This window comes from Metabacillus lacus (assembly GCF_009674805.1).
GTDB lineage: Bacteria > Bacillota > Bacilli > Bacillales > Bacillaceae > Metabacillus_C > Metabacillus_C lacus.
Map to the genome: position 1 here is coordinate 130714 of NZ_WKKI01000001.1, position 20994 is coordinate 151707.

Consider the following 20994-nt stretch of genomic DNA (forward strand, 5'->3'; position numbering starts at 1 on the left):
GACATAGTGGAGAAAGTTGGAGATGACCAGTCTTACAGAATACGGCAAGGAGAAATAAAAACTTTATGAAAGTTCTCCCATCCTGAACCTAACCGAATGTATGATATAATGGAGGCTGAAATAAAGAGCTATACATATACGGGGGATATCTATGAGTGGTTATACACCAATGATACAACAATATTTATCAATCAAGGCAGAGTATCAGGATGCCTTTTTATTTTTCCGCTTAGGGGATTTTTATGAAATGTTCTTTGATGACGCCCTTAAGGCTTCCAAAGAGCTTGAAATTACACTTACCAGCAGGGACGGAGGCTCGCAGGATCGAATTCCGATGTGCGGGGTGCCGTATCATGCTGCTGCTGCATATATTGAAAGATTAATTGAAAAAGGGTATAAGGTTGCAATTTGTGAACAAACAGAAGATCCAAAACAAGCTAAAGGTGTCGTTAAAAGAGAGGTAGTGCAGTTAATCACACCTGGTACGGTTATGGAGGGAAAGTCGTTAAAGGAGAATGAAAACAATTACCTCTCTTCTCTGGAAAGAGAAGAGAAGCACTTTGCACTTGCACTGACAGATTTGACTACAGGTGAAAACACTGTCGTAAAGCTTGCTTCAATAGATGAAACAGTAACTGAAATCTATGCTGTAGGTGCAAAAGAAATTGTCATTTCATCTGGGTTTTCAGACATCATACTGGAACAATTGCAAAAGCGCTGTGCAGTTGCCGTATCCGTGTCTGATGAAGACGAATTGACAGAAGAAATCATATCTTACGCAGAACATATTTCGGATCCATTGCTGCGAAAGGCTTTTTCAAGGCTGTATCATTATTTGAAAAAAACTCAGATGCGCAATCTTCAGCATTTGCAAAAAGTGAAAGAATATAAGCTGCAGCAGCATATGAAAATAGATTTGTATTCTAAAAGGAACCTTGAGCTCACAGAGACAATCCGTTCTAAAGATAAGAAAGGGTCGCTTCTTTGGCTTCTGGATGAAACAAAGACAAGCATGGGTGCTAGAATGCTGAAGCAGTGGATAGACAAGCCGCTGCTCGATCCTGTTGAGATAGACAAGCGGCTGAATACAGTCGAAACGTTTATGAACAGCTATTTTGAAAAAGAAGATTTACGTGAAAAACTGAAGGAAGTTTATGATCTTGAAAGGCTTGCAGGCAGGGTGGCTTTTGGGAACGTAAATGCGCGTGATTTAACACAGCTGAGAAGGTCTCTTGAGCAAATTCCTTCTATAAGAGAGCTTGTCGGCTCGTTAAAACATCCTGATGCAGCCCGGCATGCAGAAAAGCTGGACCCATGCGAAGAGCTGACGGTGCTTCTTTCTGATGCATTAGCAGAGCATCCGCCTATTTCTATTAAAGAAGGAAATATAATCAGGGACGGTTTTGATGAACAGCTGGACATCTATCGAAATGCGAGCAAAAACGGTAAAACATGGATGGTTCAGCTGGAACAGCGTGAGCGGCAATCTACAGGGATAAAAAGTTTGAAAATCGGCTACAACAAAGTGTTTGGCTATTATATAGAAGTTAGCAGAGCAAACCTGCCACATCTTCCTGAGGGACGTTATGAACGAAAACAAACTCTGGCTAATGCGGAAAGATTCATTACACCTGAGTTAAAAGAGAAAGAAGCATTGATTCTGGAAGCTGAAGAAAAGATGGCAGAACTGGAACATCAATTATTTCTTCAGCTGAGAGAAAAAGTAAAAACATTTATCAGCAGACTTCAGTCGCTGGCAAAAACAATCAGTGAACTGGATGTCTTGCAGTGCTTTGCAACTGTCAGTGATAAAAGGCATTATTGCAAGCCTCAGTTTACTGCTGATGAAATCCGCCTGATTGACGGACGCCACCCTGTGGTTGAAAAAGTGATGGACAGCCAGGAATATGTACCAAACAATTGCTTAATGAATGCTGAAAGAAATCTGCTGCTCATTACAGGGCCTAATATGTCAGGAAAGAGCACTTATATGAGACAGATTGCTTTAACGGCGATTCTTGCACAAATCGGTTGTTTTGTTCCAGCTAAAGAAGCTTATCTGCCTGTTTTTGACCAAATTTTCACAAGAATTGGTGCAGCAGATGATTTGATCTCAGGTCAAAGCACATTTATGGTAGAAATGCTCGAAGCCCGCAATGCACTTGCTCATGCAACCAGCAGAAGTTTAATTCTTTTCGATGAAATCGGACGGGGAACGTCGACATATGACGGCATGGCACTGGCGCAGGCTATTATTGAATATGTACACAAAGAAATAGGTGCAAAAACTCTTTTTTCCACTCATTATCACGAATTAACGATATTGGAAAAAAAGCTGTCAGGTTTAGAGAATGTTCATGTGAAGGCAGTGGAGGACCAAGGGAAGGTTGTTTTTCTTCATAAAGTAGATAGGGGTGCTGCTGACAAAAGCTATGGAATACATGTCGCAGAGCTTGCAGAACTTCCAGAGCAGCTGATCCAAAGGGCGAAAAAGCTTCTTTCCAAGTTTGAAGCTGCCGGAGCATCGATTACCAGGGAGCAATCTGATGTTTCAGCTCCACAAACGATTTACCCTGAAAAAGAGCAGCTTTCTTTTTTTCATGAAGAAGAAGGAAAGCAGGAAAAAGCACCTTCTAAAAAGGAAATGCAGCTGCTGAAAGAAATTCGGGAACTGAATATCCTTGAGATGAATCCGCTTGAGGCAATGAACGAGTTATATAGAATACAAAAGAAACTGAAAAAGTAGGAGGGACTGCCATGGCCAGCATACTTCGGCTGGATGATCAGCTTTCTAACAAAATTGCCGCAGGTGAAGTAGTTGAAAGGCCGGCTTCAGTTGTTAAAGAGCTTCTGGAAAATTCAATTGATGCTGCCAGTACCATCATTGAAGTTGATATAGAAGAAGCCGGACTTGGGAAGATTCGGGTAATTGATAATGGAGATGGCATCCTTCCTGAGGATTGTCTGAATGCCTTTCATCGTCATGCAACCAGTAAAATCAAAGATGAAAACGATCTGTTTCGTATCCGGACCCTTGGTTTCAGAGGGGAAGCCCTTCCCAGTATAGCGTCTGTATCATGTCTTGAGATGAAGACTGGAACAGGCGACGGGCATGGAACAAAACTTGTCCTTGAAGGCGGAAAAATTCTTACTCATGAACCAGCTGCCAGCAGAAAAGGGACAGATATTACTGTGACCAATTTGTTTTTCAATACTCCTGCCAGATTAAAATATATGAAATCTGTATCTACAGAGCTTGGCAACATAACAGATGTTATGAATAGAATAGCACTATCAAATCCCCATATATCTTTTCGCCTGGTTCATAACGGAAAACAGATTTCATATACCAATGGAAATGGAGATGTCAAGCAGGTACTTGCATCTATTTATGGCCTGAATACAGCAAAGAAAATGGTGGCTTTTTCAGCTGAGTCACTGGATTTCCGGATTAACGGCTATCTTTCATTGCCGGAAATGACCAGAGCGTCGAGAAATTACATGTCTATTATGATTAATGGCCGTTATGTCAGAAACTATTCTTTATCCAAAGCGATTCAGCAAGGTTATCACACATTGCTTCCAATCGGCCGTTATCCGATTGCAGTATTGGAGATAGAGATGGATCCGATTTTAGTTGATGTGAATGTTCACCCTTCAAAACTTGAAGTCAGATTAAGCAAAGAAGCTGAGTTGAACCAATTGCTGACAAATGAAATACAAGCAGTCTTTAAAAGCAGGCAGCTGATTCCTGAAGTGTCTGCTAAAATAGTGAAGCTGAAAGAAGTCAGCCAACAAGAACAGCAGCACTTCAGCTTTGAACATGTCCCTTCTTCCCAGCTGATAAAGGAGCCATACAGCACCCCTGAACAAAAACAGGCGGAACCGGAACTGGAGGCTGAGTCTCATTCTGTTCTGATTGCCGAAAACGACTATATATCTAGGGCAGAAGAAGCTGAGAGTGTTGCGGAAGAGACATCTGCTGCGATTGGCTCGTTTGAGAGTGAGGAGTCTGTTCTGCTTTCAGACTTGGGAAACTTTCAGGAGGAGCTTCAAAGTGAGACATTTTCTCCTTCTGTGCGAATACCGCCATTGTATCCTATCGGGCAGATGCACGGAACATATATTCTTGCACAAAATGAAAATGGTTTATATTTAATAGATCAGCATGCAGCGCAAGAGAGAATTTACTACGAATATTTTAAAAATAAAGTGGCCGATGTGAGTATGGAAGTACAGGAGCTCCTTGTTCCCTTAACCTTTGATTATTCCAGCAATGAAGCTGCTGCCATTGAAGAGAATAGGGAGGAACTGGAAAAGGTAGGGATTTTTCCTGAGCCTTTCGGCGGCGGCAGCTATTTGATAAGATCGCACCCTCAGTGGTTCCCAAAAGGAGAAGAGGAGAGCATTATTACCGATATCCTTCAGCAGGTAATTACAGAGAGAAGCATCAGCCTGCATAAGCTGCGTGAAGAAGCTGCCATTATGATGAGCTGCAAAGCTTCTATTAAAGCAAATCATCACTTAAGAAACGACGAGATTTTTGCTCTACTGGAAACATTAAGAAGCAGTGAAGATCCATTTACTTGTCCTCATGGAAGACCAATTATTGTTCACTTTTCCACTTATGAGATGGAAAAAATGTTTAAAAGAGTTATGTGACATGTCCTGCGTGCAGCAGGGCATTTTTTCTTTTTTTGCACATACATCTAGGATAAGAGAAGAGTCAGAGAGGAGTGCGGGTATGCCAGTACCGGGTAATTGGTGGGAACAGCCTAGAGTACATACACATGGATTTGCTGTACCCTCTACAATAGAAGAAAACCACCAGCATCTTGTTAACGGATTTACGAAGCCTGTTAACGGGAGCAGCTATGATCGCCACACACATTTTTATAATGGGCTGACGAGCTTTGAAAGGGAGCACTATCATAGGTATTATGGTGAAACTGGACCTGCCATCCCACTGGCTGACGGTTCCCATTATCATGGAGTGTCTGGAAGGGTTTATTATAACTACACCAGTCCGCTCCCAATCGTGTTCGGAGGGGTCGTTTACAGCAATGTGGAGAGACCAAGACATGATCACAAGTATGAAGGGAGAACAGGCAGCCCGCTTGGCTTTTATCCGCCGAATTATTAGGTTTAATTTTCAAAAGGGAAGGATATAATAAATAGGTGTTTATCTCCGCTAATGTTATAATGATCAGGAGTAAATTGAAAGAGTGATTGTCTTTGAATGTAAACAAGCAAAAGGTTGCAGTACTGATTGGACCCACTGCAGTCGGAAAAACAAACATGAGTATACAGCTTGCAAAAAAACTGAATGCGGAAATTATCAGCGGTGACTCTATGCAGATTTATAGAGAGCTTGATATAGGAACGGCTAAGATAAAGTCTGAGGAAATGGAAGGCATTCCTCACCATCTTATTGATATTAAAGAGCCTCATGAAGAATTTTCAGCTGCAGAGTTTCAGAGTAGAGCAAGGAAACTGATTGATGAGATTGCTTCCAGAGGAAAGCTGCCCTTTATCGTAGGTGGGACTGGCTTATACATACAATCTGTTCTTTTTGACTACAGATTTGCTGATATTCCTTCTGACCAAAAGTACCGCACTGCGCTCGAGGAATATATTTCCAACCATGGCGCGTCAGAGCTTTATAAAAAACTGATGGACATTGATCCTCAGTCAGCTGAACGCATTCATCCTAACAATACCAGACGCCTTGTAAGAGCACTTGAAATTTACCATTGTACAGGCATCACGATGACAGAATATCTGGATCAGCAGGAACAGCATCAGCGGTATGAAAATGCAATTGTTGGACTATCGATGGAACGGGATAATCTGTATGAAAGAATCAACCGGCGCATTGATTTGATGATGGGGGAAGGACTGTTACAAGAGGTGGAAATGATGCTGAGAAGAGGTCTTCGCAGCAGCCAGTCTGCCAAGGCAATTGGCTATAAAGAGCTTTTTGGATATTTTGATGGCACAATTGAGCTTCAGGAAGCTGTGGATCAGCTTAAACAAAACTCCAGAAGATATGCCAAACGGCAATTTACTTGGTTTCGCAATAAGATGGATGTACAATGGTATGATATCACCCCGCCTGTTTCCATTGATGAAACGGCAGATGATATTTTTACATATGTGGCAGGAAAGCTGTCACTTTAAGCGAATTATTTAGCTATAGAGAAAAGAGGAGGACGAAACAATGAAACAAACAATTAACATTCAGGACCAATTCCTTAACCAGCTCAGAAAGGACGGCGCTTTTGTGACTGTCTTTCTGCTCAATGGCTTTCAATTGAGAGGGCTTGTAAAAGGGTTTGATAATTTTACGGTATTGCTGGAAACAGAAGGGAAACAGCAGCTTATTTATAAGCATGCTATTTCAACCTTTGCTCCGCAAAAAAACGTACAGCTGGAATTGGAATAGTTATTTCCTTTACAGGAGCATACTGAAAGCCGGAAGTGTCCGGCTTTTTTTTATGTTGTTTTTCAAGAGCCTCACCAATTCTTCCTTGGAATTATGAAAAGCTGCTATTCGCTAACTTCTAAATCACTGTAAGCAATGCTTATCTTATGTATGAAGGAACAGTGCTTTCAACTCCCCGATGAATACCCTTTTTTCTTTAATTTTATGGTTTGTACACTGAAATACAGGAATAAACTATATAAAATGAGATATTATTTCTTGGGAAAGCGCAGAATTCAACAAGATGTGAGGGAAAGCGGCAAAAACTGCTTATCGTGCCCGGCAGGAAATTAGGCAATTGTCACGATATCATATTTTTTACATATATCTAAAAGGAAGATTGAGAGGTGGTTTACTTGGATCAGGCTGTCACTTATAAGAACAACGGACAAATCAACATTATTCTCAACGGGCAGAAAAAAGCTGTGATTGACGCAGCTGAATCTGAGGGCTACAACTTAACCATACCAAAAGCGGATAATAAGCATGCCATTCTTCAGGAAATTGAATCTGAGCTTTCCTCCCTTGTTGGAATGGATGAAATGAAAAGAAATATAAAAGAAATATATGCCTGGCTGTTCGTGAACAAAAAAAGGGAAGAACAGGGACTGAAGGCTGGAAAGCAAGCGCTTCATATGATGTTTAAAGGCAATCCGGGAACCGGAAAAACAACAGTGGCACGTTTGATTGGCAAGCTTTTTCACCAAATGAATGTCTTGTCTAAAGGCCATCTTATTGAAGCGGAAAGAGCAGACTTAGTCGGAGAATATATTGGGCATACTGCACAAAAGACAAGAGATCTGATTAAAAAATCAATTGGAGGGATTTTGTTTATTGATGAAGCCTACTCTCTTGCGAGGGGCGGGGAAAAGGATTTTGGAAAAGAAGCGATTGATACGCTTGTGAAGCACATGGAGGATAAACAGCATGAATTTATTCTGATTCTTGCAGGCTACTCTAAGGAAATGGACCACTTCCTATCTTTGAATCCCGGACTGCAGTCTCGTTTTCCGCTCGTCATCGATTTTCCTGATTATACAGTAGAGCAGCTCATGGAAATTTCAAACATGATGATGAGTGAAAGAGAATATCAATTTAGCAGGGATGCCTGCAATAAGCTGAAAGATCACCTGATGGCAGTAAAAAGCACTACGAGTCCTTCTAAATTCAGCAACGGCAGGTTTGTCAGAAACATCATTGAAAAATCGATCAGATCTCAGGCAATGCGGCTGCTTTTGGCCAATCAATATCACAGGGAAGACTTGGTGACTATTCAAAGCCGTGATCTTGTTTTAAAAGAGTAAGAGTACTTCTGATGTTCGGCAATAGTCCTATCAAAAAATCCGCCGCTGGCCCGGCTAAACAGCTGGAAAATCAGGGACGGATTTTTATATTCCTTTATAGAGATCTGTCTGAGAAACGGACAGGCTTGTTCGGCAGTTTCCATTTATATGTGTAAGAGAGAACCCTAAACAACACAACGAAGGCAAACAAAGTAAAATAGCCAACTGAAGAAGTGACGACTCCAAAACCAATTGCCAAGCCGGCTAAAATGGCCCATGCTGCATAAATCTCTTCTCTTAGAACTAACGGTTTTCTCCCTGCAAGAAGGTCGCGGACAATGCCGCCTCCGCTTCCTGTCAATACAGCTGCCACCACTACTGCGCTGACAGGGTGGCCCATTTCTGAAGCATAAAGCGCACCTTGAATGGCAAATGCGCCCAGTCCGATTGCATCAGTAAGGTTTCCCCATTTTCTCCAATGCTTTAAAAGCCTTTGAGGAAACAAAAACACGGTCGTCATTGCAAATAATGCAATTTGAAACAATACACTCTGCTCCCAGAGCGCAGAAATTGGAACGCCGATCAGTAAATTTCTGATAGCCCCACCGCCAAAAGCGGTAACAATGCCTAATATATAAACGCCTAATATATCGTATTCTTCTTCCATTGCCACAATTGCACCGCTGACTGCAAAAGCGATGGTACCGATTATGCTCAGTACATCCCACGTCATAACATATCCCCTTTAGTGAAATTACACAGTTGTTAACGTATAGATTTTAGCGGCTGAAGGACTTTAAATCAATACTTTTTTTGATAAATTCACAAATTAGTGAATCTGGAGAAACTTTGTTATGATAAGGGAAATAATCCATAGAAAAAGGCAGGAGTATCTATTGAATAATATAGACCAACAAACATCTGAAGTAGTCCTGCTGGTGGGCTGCCAGCTGCCGTACAATACGGACGAGCATTTTGAAAACAGTATGAATGAATTGGCCTCGCTGACAAAAACAGCCAACGGAACGGTACGAATGGTTTTTTCGCAAAAAAGGGATAGAGTTCATTCAGCCACATACATAGGAAAAGGAAAACTGGAAGAGCTCTGTAATGTGTTGGAAGAAACAGAAGCAGATGTCATCATTTTCAATGATGAACTATCTCCCAGCCAGCTTAGAAATTTATCTTCTGAACTGGATGCCCGGATTATCGATCGGACTCAGCTGATTCTGGACATTTTTGCACAGCGTGCCAGAACGAAAGAAGGGAAGCTGCAGGTAGAGCTTGCACAGCTGAATTACCTGCTGCCCCGCCTTTCCGGGCAGGGAATTAATTTATCCCGGCAGGGTGCGGGTATTGGAACGAGAGGCCCAGGGGAAACGCAGCTGGAGACTGACAGAAGACACATCAGAACGAGAGTGTACGAAATACATCAGCAGCTTCTTCAAATTGTGAATCACCGCACAAGATACAGAGAGCGGAGAAAAAGGAACAGAGCTTTTCAAATTGCTTTGGTGGGATATACAAATGCCGGAAAATCTACGCTGTTCAACAGGCTGACAGAAGCGGAGAGCTTTGAAGAAAATCTGCTGTTTGCTACATTGGACCCGATGACAAGAAAGACAATTCTTCCATCAGGATATCAAGCGCTGCTGACAGATACCGTAGGGTTTATTCAGGACCTCCCAACTACGCTGGTAGCAGCTTTCAGATCCACTTTGGAGGAAGTGAAAGAAGCTGACTTTATTCTGCATATAGTAGACAGCTCTAATGAAGATTATGAAAATCATGAAAAAACTGTTTATACTCTTTTGGAAGAATTGGATGCAGCCTCTATTCCAATTTTGACTGTTTATAATAAACAAGATGAGCAATCCCTGAATTTTGTGCCGTCACCGAGAAGCGAGTTCATCCAAATCAGTGCTTACCAAAAAGAGGATGTAGACCGTCTGAAGGGGAAAATTCAGTACTATCTCAAAAAAGAAATGGAAAACTACTCAGTAAAAATTCCTCCTGCAGAAGGAAAGCTTCTTTCACAGTTAAGAACAGATACAATTGTTGAAGAACTGAAATTTGTAGAAGAAGAGGATGTCTACAATGTACGTGGGAGCGTCTTCTCATCCCATTCAATAGCAGGAGACATTGAGAAATACAGCCAGAAAGGGAAATAACATGTATACAGAATTGCACAACTGTGAAGAAATTGCTGCACTTGCCGAGAAAGCAGAAAGTAAAATTGCAAGTCTTCATCAAAAGGTGAATGCAACAGCAGAAATAAACACCTCAAGAGTTTTAAAGAGTTACAGAAAGCATAAAGTCAGTGATACTCATCTGCTGCCGTCTACGGGATACGGTTATGACGATGCCGGCAGAGATACACTTGAAAGCATCTATGCTGAAGTATTCGGAGGAGAAGCAGGGCTCGTCAGGCCGCAGATTATCTCAGGAACACATGCGATATCAATTGCTCTTTTTGGCGTGCTGAGACCCGGCGATGAATTGATTTACATTACCGGAAAACCATATGACACGCTGGAGGAGATTGTAGGAATTAGAGGAAACGGTGTTGGTTCCCTGAAAGAGTTTCAGATTGGTTACCGGACTGTAGACTTAACTCCGGAAGGAAGACCTGATTTTGAAGAAATCAGAAAAGCAATTTCGCCTAAAACAAAAATGATTGGCATTCAGCGTTCCAAGGGTTATGCAGAAAGACCATCATTTACTGTGTCGGAAATAGAAGACATGGTGAAGTTTGTGAAAGAAATCAAGGAAGATGTTGTCGTTTTTGTGGACAACTGCTACGGCGAGTTTGTTGAAGAAAGAGAACCATGCCATGCAGGAGCAGACTTAATGGCAGGTTCGCTTATTAAAAATCCCGGAGGCGGACTGGCGAAAACTGGAGGCTACATTGTAGGAAGAAAAGAGCTTGTTGAAGCATGCTCCTACAGAATGACTTCTCCTGGTATCGGCTCAGAAGCTGGAGCCTCCCTGTACAGCCTGCTCGAAATGTACCAAGGGTTTTTCCTGGCTCCGCACGTTGTGAGTGAAGCCTTAAAAGGTGCTGTTTTTACTGCAGCGCTTCTTGAAGAAGCAGGATTAAATGCCCAGCCCTCGTGGAACAGCGAAAGAACAGATTTGATTCAGTCAGTTCAGTTTGACGATCCAGAACGTATGATTGCTTTCTGCCAGGGAATTCAAGCTTTTTCTCCAATCAATTCTTATGTAACGCCTTACCCGAGTTACATGCCTGGATATGAAGATGATGTCATAATGGCCGCAGGTACGTTTATTCAGGGTGCAAGCATTGAACTAACAGCTGACGGTCCTCTTCGTCCTCCTTATACTGCATATGTACAAGGCGGATTAACTTATACACATGTAAAGATTGCTGTTTGTTCTGCTTTAGATGTTTTACTTCAGAGAAAATTGTTAAATATATAAGAAAGGGAGGAAATCCTCCCTTTTTTCTATGGCTGATATGGTGTCTTCTTGGGGAATACATCCAAAGATAAGGAGAGTATCTCAACAAATAAATTTATTGTTAACTTTCCTAACATTTGTTTGACACTTTTTCTTACATAGAATATAATAGAATTATCAAACTAAGGAGGGAAAATGATGAGTGATAATATTCGACGCTCAATGCCTCTTTTCCCGATCGGAATAGTCATGCAGCTGACAGAGCTTACTGCAAGGCAAATCCGATATTATGAAGAAAACAATCTGATTACCCCTGCCAGAACAGAAGGCAATCGGAGAATGTTCAGTTTTAACGATGTTGATAAGTTACTGGAAATTAAAAGCCTGATTGAACAAGGAGTTAACCTTGCAGGAATACGTCAGATTTTTGACCGAAATCAGCTGATTCAAAAAGTGGCGGATTCTGTAAAAGAAACATCTGCAAATAAGCCTGATTTAACTGATGAGCAATTAAGAAAACTGCTGAAAGCAGAGCTTCAGCAAGCAGGAAAGTTTCAGCGCGCTACTTTGAGACAAGGAGATATGTCTAGGTTTTTTCACTAGTCTATATACAAAACTTTTGGGAGGAAAAACAAAATGGCTAAATACACAAAAGACGATATTCGACGCTTGGTAGAAGAAGAAAATGTGAAATATATCCGCCTTCAGTTCACAGACATCCTGGGTACAATTAAAAACGTTGAGATTCCTGTGAGTCAGCTGGAAAAAGCATTGGATAATAAAATGATGTTTGACGGATCTTCAATTGAAGGATTTGTACGCATTGAAGAATCTGATATGTATCTGTTCCCTGATATTAATACATTTGTTATCTTCCCTTGGACTTCTGAAAAAGGGAGAGTAGCCCGATTTATCTGTGACATTTATAATCCAGACGGCACACCATTTAATGGTGACCCTCGAAATAATTTAAAACGCATGCTGAAAGAAATGGAAGACCTGGGCTTCTCAGATTTCAATGTAGGTCCAGAGCCTGAATTCTTCTTGTTTAAACTGGATTCCGCCGGAGAACCTACCCTTGAGCTGAATGATAAGGGCGGATATTTCGACCTTGCTCCGACTGATCTTGGTGAAAACTGCCGCCGCGACATTGTGCTTGAACTTGAGGAGATGGGCTTTGAAATTGAGGCATCTCACCATGAGGTTGCACCAGGACAGCATGAAATAGACTTTAAGTATGCTAGTGCAATCAGAGCTTGTGATGATATTCAAACTTTCAAGCTTGTTGTAAAAACAATTGCCCGCAAACACGGACTTCATGCAACTTTCATGCCAAAACCTTTGTTCGGCGTGAATGGTTCCGGTATGCACTGTAACTTGTCATTATTTGCTGATGGGAAAAATTCATTCTACGATGAGAGCGGAGACCTTGAGTTAAGCGAAACAGCAAGACATTTCATCGCTGGCATCATTAAGCATGCTTCAGCATTTACTGCAGTAACAAATCCTACAGTAAACTCTTACAAGCGTCTTGTTCCCGGTTACGAAGCACCTTGCTATGTTGCCTGGTCTGCAAGAAACCGCAGCCCGCTTATCCGTATTCCGGCTTCCCGCGGCATCAGCACACGTGTAGAGGTAAGAAGTGTGGATCCAGCAGCAAATCCTTATCTTGCAATGTCAGTGCTTCTTGCTGCAGGGCTTGACGGAGTGAAAAACAAACTGTCTGCACCTAAGCCAATTGACCGCAACATTTATGTGATGTCAAAAGAAGAGCGTGAAGAAGCAGGCATTGAAGATCTTCCAGCAACACTTGCAGGGGCTTTAGAAAAACTAAAAGCTGATGAAGTCATTGTAAATGCGCTTGGCGAACACTTATTCGAACACTTTGTGGAAGCAAAAGAAATCGAATGGGATATGTTCCGCACACAGGTTCACCCATGGGAACGCGAGCAGTACATGACAATGTATTGAGAAAGTATATTCTGGATCAGTTATGAACTGCCAGAAAAACAAGAAAACGGCCTTGGCTCTATCATTCTAGAGCCGAGGCATTTTTCTTGTAGAAATTTTGATGCAGTTTATCTGTATAGTGCCACTTATAAGGCAGCTCCCACCCTATCAAAAAAATTCCGAATAAATTTAGAATAGGCCTTTTTATAGGGAAAATAAGGGGGCGAATTCCGCTTAAGCTGCTGAAAGTCCTACATTTAAGGATTTTTTGGCTGCATAGTCGGAAACCCTTCGTTTATTTCAGTCCATTTTCGTCGTTTTTTCTGAATAAGCGGAGTTTCGTCGTTTATCATAAAGTCGATGAAGGACAAATTTGAAAGGAGGATTTATGCATTTGGTACAAGGATGCAGCTATTCGAAACCTTTAAATTTGTTTTTAACTTTTTCTTTATACATTTTTGTCAAAGCTGTTATGCCAAGGATACCGCTGACCACAATTCCTGAAATGGCTACAATCAAGGCGATGTATTCAAATATAGAGTAGGTTAGCACATTTCTCCAGTTAATGTTTCCGCTCCATTCCTCAATCACCAGATTCATTCCATATATGCCAGATATAACTGTATATATCGTTAGGATAAACAGTAGATTATTGTTCTTCTGATCTCCTAAATTCCTCTGATTCTGATATAGTGACTGCAAAGTTTTTTTTACTTCTTCATAGATAGGTTGAATATTGAAAGTGTGTGCAAGCATTCTTGCAATTTCATGTCCCTCTGTTTTGCTGCTGATTTCGTAAAAGAAATATTTAGCAGAGAAGTTGGTAATTGAGGAGATTAACGGCTCAATATCTGTCCTCTTTTTTTCAATATACAGCTTGGAATATTCAAAAGATAACTTGAGTAAGACAACTTTATAAAAGAGATGAAGTATCAGCTTATAATAATGCTGCCCGTACATCTCAGAAACCAGCAGACTGCTCCGCTCTGCATCTTGACTTAGACAAGTAAAGGTATGATCACTAATTATATAATGAGTATAAGGTGCCCATCTTTCGTAAAGATGTTTTTCTACATACTTTTTTATGTAGTGTGGATTGTTAGCGGCAATTAACAGCCTTCCTTCTTTATCAAACCCGTTAATTTGGCCAATTCTGAACAGATGGGAATTTTCTACAATTGTATCCTTAGGTACTTTTATATAATTGATCGTATACATGCGTTCGTCAATAAAATAAGGCAGGCTTCCAAAGTAAGGTGAACTGTGCCTGTCCTTCAGCATGTAAGGAACAATGAAAGGGCAAAGCTCCCCGAAAATAAAGTCCTGGAGTGTCTCAAACGTTTTGCCGCAGTATTGAAGTTCTATTCCTTTCTCTTCGGCTACCTTTGGCTCCAGTACCCGGAAATGGTCTAAAAAGTCCAGTGCGTGTATCAGCTTGTGATCCTGAACCTTCATAGACGTTTTTAATGTAATAAAGCCTACCTCAAAAGGGCACAACAGCAGATCGATAGAGTCGAGCGTGAGTTCGTAGATCAGATTTCTGTTCTTATTGGTCATGAGGGTAACAGGCTCTTTGAATTCTTTGGAATATCTGTTAATGCTGTTTAGCTGATATAATTTCGGAAAAAGTATTCTTTCAATATGAGGGAGGAAATATTGTTCTATATGTGTATGGGAGACTCTGATATCATCAGGATAGAATTTGTCTTCATGTTCTTCTTTACTCAGTTTAAAAAACTCAAAACCATTCTGCTGCAGGCTTTCAGCTGCCTTTTCGTGTTTATTCAACTGAAGCGAGAAAGGAAAGACAAACTGGCTGTGTACTTCAGTAATCTGCAGATCATTAGATATCTGATGAGATAGGTTCATAGACTAAGTCCTCTCAGTTTTTGAGACTACAATACCCATTTTTTAGAAGTGTATAACCAAAATAAAAAAGAGCTGACACAATCAGCTCTTTAGTGAATAGCTCTGTATACACCGATCACCTTGCCAAGGATACTGACATTCCGCAGGATAATAGGTTCCATTGTAGAGTTTTCAGGCTGCAGCCTGATAAAATCTTTTTCCTTGAAAAATCTTTTAACAGTTGCTTCATCGTCTTCCGTCATGGCCACAATGATGTCTCCATTATTTGCAGTCTGCTGCTGTTTAACAATAACAAGGTCTCCGTTAAGAATTCCCGCCTCTATCATACTGTCTCCCATAATCTCAAGCATGAAAATATTTTCCTCAGAAGCTCCATAGCGGTCCGGAAGGGGAAAATATTCCTCAATGTTTTCAACGGCTGTAATCGGAACCCCGGCAGTTACCTTACCTATTAGGGGAATGTTAATCACATTGCTTTTTGGAATAGAAGAGCCAGACTCTTGTTCAAGAATTTCAATTGCTCTTGGTTTTGTTGGATCTCTTCGAATAAGGCCTTTGCTCTCCAGGCGGGCGAGATGACCATGCACAGTTGAACTTGAAGCTAGTCCGACTGCTTCCCCAATTTCACGAACAGATGGGGGATAGCCTTTGCCTTTTACTTCTTCTTTAATAAAATTCAGGATATCCTGCTGTCTTTTAGAAAGTTTTATCATGCTCTGCACCTCGAAACAAGTAATTTAAGAGTATTATAGCATGATTTTCCTGCAGATACAAACATAAGTTCGAAAAAACAAGTTGACAGAAAACATTTGTTCGCCCTATAATCAGATTATTAAATGCGAACAAATATTCTGTGGGGTGTAAACAATGAAGAAAGAAACAGCAGTTTTCAGCTTTATGTTCATTATGCTTGCAATTTCGGGTGTTTTTGCTTTAGCCTATACCGGAGCTTCAGAAAATATAGACCGCTATGTTGAGGTGGAGATATCTGAGGGGGATTCACTTTGGAAACTTTCAAAAAAATATGAGGGCGAGCACAGGCTGTCAACCGTAGATTTTGTTGCATGGGTACAAAGCAAGAACAATTTGCAATCGCCTGCCATCAAGCCTGGTGACAAAGTGTTTATTCCTGTAGAAAAATCAGACATTCACCAGTACCTGGCAGGAGAGGAACAGGGGAACTGAATGTGAAAGCTATTATATATTGCAGGGTAAGTACTGCAAAAACAGAACAAAAAACCTCCCTTGCAAGGCAGGAAGAGGAACTGAAGAAGCTTGCAGAAATCTGGGGAATGAAGGTAGAGGAAGTTATATCTGAACAGGCGAGCGGCTATGAGATAGACCGCGAAGGAATGATGAAGCTCCTGGATATCATTAAGAAAAGAGATATTGATGCAGTCCTGATTCAGGATGAAACGAGGCTTGGAAGAGGAAATGCAAGAATAGCCATTCTCCACTGTATTATAAAAGAAGATGTCAAAATTTACACTGTAGCCCAAAGCGGTGAACTCTCACTGTCTGAAGCGGACACTATGGTGCTTGATATCGTCAGCATTGTAGAAGAGTATCAGCGGAAAATACATAATCTTAAAATTAAAAGAGGCATGAAGAGGGCCGTTTCTAAAGGGTTCAGGCCTCAGAAAAATTTGAGCAGGCAGCATATTAACAGCGGAAAAGAGAAAAAGACTGTTCCAATTGAAGAAATTGTCCGGCTCAGAGGAAACAAATTAACTTTCGCTGAGATTGCTGCAACATTAAGGGGTTTTGGTTATGATGTTTCTAAGGCCACAGTGCACAGAAGATATAAAGAGTATGTTGATGTGCAGAAGGTGGACGCATAGGTGTATTGTTTGCGTTTCACTTTAATTTTTAGTACCATAGCTTCAAACACTGAGAAGGGGCCGGGCATATATGCTTCCTAAAGAAAAAATCAACAGAATAAACATCTTGAGTAAAAAGGCCAGATCTGAAGGGCTTTCGGCAAGGGAAAAAGCCGAGCAGCAGCAGCTTAGGCAGGAGTATTTAAAAGCTTTCAGGGGTTCTATGAAAAACACTCTCCGTGGAGTCACTGTCGTTGATCCAGAAGGAAATGATGTTACTCCTCAAAAATTAAAAGATGATAAAAAGAATAATCTTCATTAATTAAGATACTTTCTGCCTGAGAGTATCTTTTTTTCACTTGAGTGCAGTTGATGCATAAAAAGGTGTGCTTCTGTATGATCATGCATATCACTTCTCTGGATTCTAGCAGCTTTTATGGATTATTGCCATTAGTATGGGGATAGTAAAAGAGGCAGAAAGAAGAAAATTAAGGCGATCTAAAGCCAAAATGGTTGTACTTATCTCAATGGAAAGATATTATAAGGAAGTAATAATATATGAGAAAGGTGGTATATTTATATGTCACATACAATTGAAGATTTATCCATTGCTACCATAAGAACATTATCTATTGATGCTATTGAAAAAGCTAATTCCGGCCATCCTGGGATGCCGATGGGATCTGCTCCTATGGCTTATAAGCTTTGGACAAAGTTTATGAATCATAATCCATCCAATCCTAACTGGTTCAATAGAGACAGATTTGTATTATCTGCAGGTCATGGATCTATGCTTTTGTATAGTTTGCTTCATCTTTCCGGCTACGATCTTTCAATGGAGGATCTTAAATCATTCAGACAGTGGGGAAGCAAAACACCTGGTCACCCTGAATATGGACATACAGCAGGAGTAGATGCTACTACAGGTCCGCTTGGTCAGGGAGTTGCTATGGCTGTTGGTATGGCAATGGCTGAGCGTCATCTTGCAGATACATATAATAAAGAAAATTTTAATGTTGTTGACCATTTTACTTATGCAATCTGCGGTGACGGTGACTTAATGGAAGGTATTTCATCAGAAGCAGCTTCTCTTGCTGGGCATTTGCAGCTTGGCCGTTTAGTTGTCCTGTATGATTCTAATGATATTTCACTTGACGGTGAGCTTCATCAGTCCTTTTCTGAGAATGTTGAGGACCGTTTCACAGCTATGAACTGGCAGGTCATCCGTGTAGAGGACGGAAACAACCTTGAAGAAATTGCCGCTGCTCTTGAAGCTGCAAAACAGGATGAAAGACCAACTTTAATAGAAGTGAAAACAACAATCGGCTTTGGATCACCGAATCTCGCAGGTAAGTCTGATGTTCACGGAGCTCCGCTTGGAATCGATGAGATTAAGCTGACAAAGGAAGCTTACAAGTGGACTTTTGATAAAGACTTTCATGTACCTGATGAAGTGTACAGCCATTTTCAAGAAACAATTAAAGAAGCAGGAGAGAAGAAGGAACAAGAATGGAATTCTCTCTTTGCAGAATATGAAAAAGAATATCCAGATCTTGCTAAGCAGCTTACATTGGCTATAGATGGAGAACTTCCTGCTGATTGGGATGCTGAGATTCCTGTATATGAAGAAGGCAAGAGCCTTGCTACACGTGCTTCTTCAGGAGAAGTCTTAAATGCAATCGCAAACAAAGTTCCTTATTTCTTTGGTGGATCTGCTGATCTTGCAGGCTCTAACAAAACAACGATTAAAGGATCTGGAGACTTCACCAGAAATGATTACAGCCAGCGCAATATCTGGTTTGGTGTCCGCGAATTTGCAATGGGGGCAGCATTAAACGGTATGGCTCTTCATGGCGGATTGAAAGTATTTGCAGGTACATTCTTTGTTTTCTCTGATTACTTGCGTCCTGCTATCCGTCTTGCGGCACTTATGAATCTGCCGGTCACCTATGTATTTACTCATGACAGCATTGCAGTAGGTGAAGACGGACCGACTCACGAGCCGGTTGAGCAGCTTCCATCCCTTCGTTCTATGCCGAATTTGTCTGTTATCAGACCTGCTGACGGGAACGAAACTGCTGAAGCCTGGAGACTAGCGGTTACTTCACGATCCAACCCGACTGCTCTTGTGCTTACAAGACAAAATCTTAAAACAATTAATAACTCTCCTGAGACTGTTCGTGAAGGAGTGGAAAAAGGAGCTTATATTGTTTCAGCAGCTGGAAAAGAAACTGCTGATGCATTGCTGCTTGCAACTGGTTCTGAAGTTGGACTGGCTATTGAAGCACAGGCTCAGCTGGCTGCAGAAGACATCCATGTTGCGGTTGTAAGTATGCCGGCATGGGATCGTTTTGAAAAGCAGTCTCAAGAATACAAAGATAGTGTTCTTCCTAAATCAGTTAAAAAACGCTTAGGCATTGAAATGGCTTCCCCGCTTGGCTGGGAGCGTTATACAGGTGATGAAGGAGAGGTTCTTGGCATTAGAACTTTCGGAGCGTCTGCACCTGGGGAAAAAATTATGAAAGAGTACGGCTTCACAGCTGACAATGTTGCAGCTAAAGTAAAAGCTATGCTTTCTAAATAAGATGTTTTCGAGAGAACCGGGCAGGTTCTCTCTTTTTTTTGCAAAAAATTATTATGGAATTTCGACAAAATTAGTGTTTCATTTTTCCGCCTTCAGACAATTCTTTTTCTGCCAATTCGATATAATAATGAAAAATATGACCTTCTGGAGGCAAACTCATGAATAGAACGTATTATATATATTTAATAGAAGAGGAATTTGCAACACACTATTATGGAAGAGAATCTAAAATGTATCAGCTTTTTAAAGATTATCTTTGGAAAAACAATCTCTTTAATTTTTTTCAACTGATAGAGCGGCAGGTGTACTATATTACAAAACCCATTCCTGAAAATCAGCTAAAACAATTGCTGACTATGCAATTGTCCTTTCGAAAGGAATACAGCTGTGTAAACAACGTTCATAAACTTGTACTCCCCGGCAATCGGGGCAGTTCTACACTCATACTAAAAGACAGACATATAGAGTTGTCCACAAATGGCAGCTATGAAGCTGAAACCATCTTTTTTGAGCTGCTTAGAAAATTTGATTCTTGTTTTCTGGCAATGGATTTTCAAAATAACCGCTATGGATGGCTGAAGCCTTTAAAGGAAAGAAATTTTGTCTGAAATATAGGAAAATACAAAGCAAATGTTGTATAATATCCTTTGGTTTAGTACACTGTAGTATAGACAACCCGAAGGAGGAAGTAACATGGATACATGGATTGTTATTCTAGTTGGCATTCTGGCTTTACTCGCTGGTGTGGCGCTAGGATTTTTCATAGCTCGCAAATATATGATGAGTTACCTAAAGAAAAATCCGCCAATTAACGAACAAATGTTAAAAATGATGATGATGCAAATGGGCATGAAACCGTCACAAAAGAAAATCAACCAAATGATGAGTGCAATGAACAAACAAGTTAAGTAAGCTTCATCCAAAAGCCCTTGCAAGAGGGTTTTATCCTATGGATCTTGATTGTTTCTTAAAAGGGTATATAACTGGTATTGAGGTTACTTCCCATCACTTATCACTTACTTGTGCTGGATTGCTTAACCTTTTTACAATGTGCTTAAAAACCACTTTTACTGCAGCAAGATTAGCAGGAAGGTGGTTTTTTCATTAAATAATTTTTTTCAAAACGATACATTATCTCACATAGAATATCTTTTTTATTTTTGTGATTATATTCAAATGACAGTTCGCAAGCAATGAGAGAAGATTGAGTTGAAAATAAAGAAGAGCCTCAGTAAAGGGCTCTTTTAACTGGATAGAGATCCAGCAACAGTGAACAATTTCGATGTATTAAATGAGGTTTGATATTCATTTATTAAGCAATCAAGCTCTTGGCTGTATTGAATGGTAATGGAAGAGGACAAACCATTTTTTCCAACTGTTTCAATAAGCTGTGCTCTTTTGCATTCAATTCTTTTTATGAGCTCTTGTTTTGAGTTAGACACGGCCATTTGTCCTTTCCTGTTAAGATAGTGAAAAGATGTACCTAAATACTATCATGATTTTGAAAAAAAATCCATTTGATGACAAATTAATTTACTATTTTTGTATAATCATTATAAATGTTTTTTCTAAATAGAGCATACA

General features: G+C 40.5%; 20 protein-coding genes. 16 read left to right on the forward strand and 4 right to left on the reverse strand.

The annotated features are described in order from the left end of the window. Positions 1–151: 151 nt before the first annotated feature. The 6 genes from mutS to spoVK all read left to right on the forward strand — a co-directional run bounded on the left by mutS (position 152) and on the right by spoVK (position 7788). Complete coding sequence (gene mutS, locus GJU40_RS00665) at positions 152–2746, forward strand: DNA mismatch repair protein MutS (protein WP_154305804.1); 2595 nt, start codon at positions 152–154, stop codon at positions 2744–2746. Positions 2747–2757: 11 nt separating this feature from the next. Then, positions 2758–4662 carry a DNA mismatch repair endonuclease MutL gene (gene mutL / locus GJU40_RS00670; RefSeq protein ID WP_154305805.1) on the forward strand — a complete coding sequence of 635 codons (1905 nt, stop codon included), beginning with the start codon at positions 2758–2760 and terminating at the stop codon, positions 4660–4662. Between the two features lie 82 nt (positions 4663–4744). After that, the gene (locus GJU40_RS00675) at positions 4745–5143 is read left to right on the forward strand and encodes a YmaF family protein (RefSeq protein ID WP_154305806.1); all 399 of its coding nucleotides are present in this window, start codon (positions 4745–4747) and stop codon (positions 5141–5143) included. 92 nt (positions 5144–5235) lie between these two features. Further along, complete coding sequence (miaA, locus tag GJU40_RS00680; protein ID WP_154305807.1) at positions 5236–6180, forward strand: tRNA (adenosine(37)-N6)-dimethylallyltransferase MiaA; 945 nt, start codon at positions 5236–5238, stop codon at positions 6178–6180. Positions 6181–6220: 40 nt separating this feature from the next. Next, the gene (hfq, locus tag GJU40_RS00685) at positions 6221–6445 is read left to right on the forward strand and encodes an RNA chaperone Hfq (protein ID WP_154305808.1); all 225 of its coding nucleotides are present in this window, start codon (positions 6221–6223) and stop codon (positions 6443–6445) included. Between the two features lie 395 nt (positions 6446–6840). Beyond that, entirely contained in the window at positions 6841–7788 is a 948-nt protein-coding gene (gene spoVK / locus GJU40_RS00690) for a stage V sporulation protein K (RefSeq protein ID WP_154305929.1), read from the forward strand. Between the two features lie 94 nt (positions 7789–7882). Here the strand turns inward: spoVK and GJU40_RS00695 are convergent, their stop codons facing one another. Beyond that, the gene (locus GJU40_RS00695) at positions 7883–8500 is read right to left on the reverse strand and encodes a trimeric intracellular cation channel family protein (RefSeq protein WP_154305809.1); all 618 of its coding nucleotides are present in this window, start codon (positions 8498–8500) and stop codon (positions 7883–7885) included. Positions 8501–8663: 163 nt separating this feature from the next. Here GJU40_RS00695 and hflX point away from each other — a divergent pair, with 163 nt between their 5' ends. The 4 genes from hflX to glnA all read left to right on the forward strand — a co-directional run bounded on the left by hflX (position 8664) and on the right by glnA (position 13158). Beyond that, positions 8664–9938: a GTPase HflX gene (gene hflX, locus GJU40_RS00700; protein WP_246188231.1), complete on the forward strand. Its 1275-nt coding sequence runs from the start codon at positions 8664–8666 to the stop codon at positions 9936–9938. A 1-nt stretch (position 9939) separates the two neighbouring features. Next, positions 9940–11208, forward strand: coding sequence for a methionine gamma-lyase family protein (locus GJU40_RS00705; protein WP_154305811.1), 1269 nt, complete (start codon positions 9940–9942; stop codon positions 11206–11208). A 177-nt stretch (positions 11209–11385) separates the two neighbouring features. Beyond that, a complete protein-coding gene (locus GJU40_RS00710) occupies positions 11386–11790 on the forward strand; it encodes a MerR family transcriptional regulator (RefSeq protein WP_154305930.1) in 405 nt (134 codons plus the stop codon). Positions 11791–11823: 33 nt separating this feature from the next. Continuing rightward, on the forward strand, positions 11824–13158 hold the full coding sequence (gene glnA, locus GJU40_RS00715) for a type I glutamate--ammonia ligase (protein ID WP_154305812.1): 1335 nt from the start codon (positions 11824–11826) through the stop codon (positions 13156–13158). 390 nt (positions 13159–13548) lie between these two features. On the opposite strand, the gene GJU40_RS00720 is transcribed toward glnA, so the two are convergent. Both GJU40_RS00720 and lexA read right to left on the reverse strand, forming a co-directional pair. Beyond that, positions 13549–15006, reverse strand: a complete 1458-nt coding sequence (locus GJU40_RS00720) for a hypothetical protein (RefSeq protein WP_154305813.1) — start codon at positions 15004–15006, stop codon at positions 13549–13551. Positions 15007–15095: 89 nt separating this feature from the next. Then, a complete protein-coding gene (lexA, locus tag GJU40_RS00725) occupies positions 15096–15719 on the reverse strand; it encodes a transcriptional repressor LexA (protein WP_154305814.1) in 624 nt (207 codons plus the stop codon). A 154-nt stretch (positions 15720–15873) separates the two neighbouring features. Here lexA and yneA point away from each other — a divergent pair, with 154 nt between their 5' ends. From yneA to GJU40_RS00755, 6 genes are all read left to right on the forward strand, one after another. Continuing rightward, positions 15874–16191 (forward strand): cell division suppressor protein YneA, encoded by a 318-nt coding sequence (gene yneA, locus GJU40_RS00730; RefSeq protein ID WP_154305815.1) that lies wholly within the window; start codon positions 15874–15876, stop codon positions 16189–16191. A gap of 2 nt (positions 16192–16193) precedes the next feature. Continuing rightward, a complete protein-coding gene (locus GJU40_RS00735) occupies positions 16194–16847 on the forward strand; it encodes a YneB family resolvase-like protein (RefSeq protein ID WP_343031322.1) in 654 nt (217 codons plus the stop codon). Positions 16848–16917: 70 nt separating this feature from the next. Continuing rightward, positions 16918–17148, forward strand: coding sequence for a DUF896 domain-containing protein (locus GJU40_RS00740; protein ID WP_154305817.1), 231 nt, complete (start codon positions 16918–16920; stop codon positions 17146–17148). 258 nt (positions 17149–17406) lie between these two features. Then, on the forward strand, positions 17407–19410 hold the full coding sequence (tkt, locus tag GJU40_RS00745; protein WP_154305818.1) for a transketolase: 2004 nt from the start codon (positions 17407–17409) through the stop codon (positions 19408–19410). 158 nt (positions 19411–19568) lie between these two features. Next, on the forward strand, positions 19569–20018 hold the full coding sequence (gene sirA, locus GJU40_RS00750) for a sporulation inhibitor of replication protein SirA (RefSeq protein WP_154305819.1): 450 nt from the start codon (positions 19569–19571) through the stop codon (positions 20016–20018). Positions 20019–20103: 85 nt separating this feature from the next. Continuing rightward, positions 20104–20322 carry a YneF family protein gene (locus GJU40_RS00755; RefSeq protein ID WP_154305820.1) on the forward strand — a complete coding sequence of 73 codons (219 nt, stop codon included), beginning with the start codon at positions 20104–20106 and terminating at the stop codon, positions 20320–20322. A gap of 332 nt (positions 20323–20654) precedes the next feature. Here the strand turns inward: GJU40_RS00755 and GJU40_RS00760 are convergent, their stop codons facing one another. Then, complete coding sequence (locus tag GJU40_RS00760; protein ID WP_343031323.1) at positions 20655–20852, reverse strand: Spo0E family sporulation regulatory protein-aspartic acid phosphatase; 198 nt, start codon at positions 20850–20852, stop codon at positions 20655–20657. Positions 20853–20994: the final 142 nt, after the last annotated feature.

Coding starts and splice junctions, on each gene's coding strand:
- GJU40_RS00695 (WP_154305809.1), bottom strand. CDS start 8,500: ATGACGTGGGATGTACTGAGCATAATCGGTACCATCGCTTTTGCAGTC.
- GJU40_RS00740 (WP_154305817.1), top strand. CDS start 16,918: ATGCTTCCTAAAGAAAAAATCAACAGAATAAACATCTTGAGTAAAAAG.
- glnA (WP_154305812.1), top strand. CDS start 11,824: ATGGCTAAATACACAAAAGACGATATTCGACGCTTGGTAGAAGAAGAA.
- tkt (WP_154305818.1), top strand. CDS start 17,407: ATGTCACATACAATTGAAGATTTATCCATTGCTACCATAAGAACATTA.
- sirA (WP_154305819.1), top strand. CDS start 19,569: ATGAATAGAACGTATTATATATATTTAATAGAAGAGGAATTTGCAACA.
- hfq (WP_154305808.1), top strand. CDS start 6,221: ATGAAACAAACAATTAACATTCAGGACCAATTCCTTAACCAGCTCAGA.
- mutS (WP_154305804.1), top strand. CDS start 152: ATGAGTGGTTATACACCAATGATACAACAATATTTATCAATCAAGGCA.
- yneA (WP_154305815.1), top strand. CDS start 15,874: ATGAAGAAAGAAACAGCAGTTTTCAGCTTTATGTTCATTATGCTTGCA.
- lexA (WP_154305814.1), bottom strand. CDS start 15,719: ATGATAAAACTTTCTAAAAGACAGCAGGATATCCTGAATTTTATTAAA.
- GJU40_RS00710 (WP_154305930.1), top strand. CDS start 11,386: ATGAGTGATAATATTCGACGCTCAATGCCTCTTTTCCCGATCGGAATA.
- GJU40_RS00755 (WP_154305820.1), top strand. CDS start 20,104: ATGGATACATGGATTGTTATTCTAGTTGGCATTCTGGCTTTACTCGCT.
- GJU40_RS00720 (WP_154305813.1), bottom strand. CDS start 15,006: ATGAACCTATCTCATCAGATATCTAATGATCTGCAGATTACTGAAGTA.
- mutL (WP_154305805.1), top strand. CDS start 2,758: ATGGCCAGCATACTTCGGCTGGATGATCAGCTTTCTAACAAAATTGCC.
- GJU40_RS00705 (WP_154305811.1), top strand. CDS start 9,940: ATGTATACAGAATTGCACAACTGTGAAGAAATTGCTGCACTTGCCGAG.
- GJU40_RS00675 (WP_154305806.1), top strand. CDS start 4,745: ATGCCAGTACCGGGTAATTGGTGGGAACAGCCTAGAGTACATACACAT.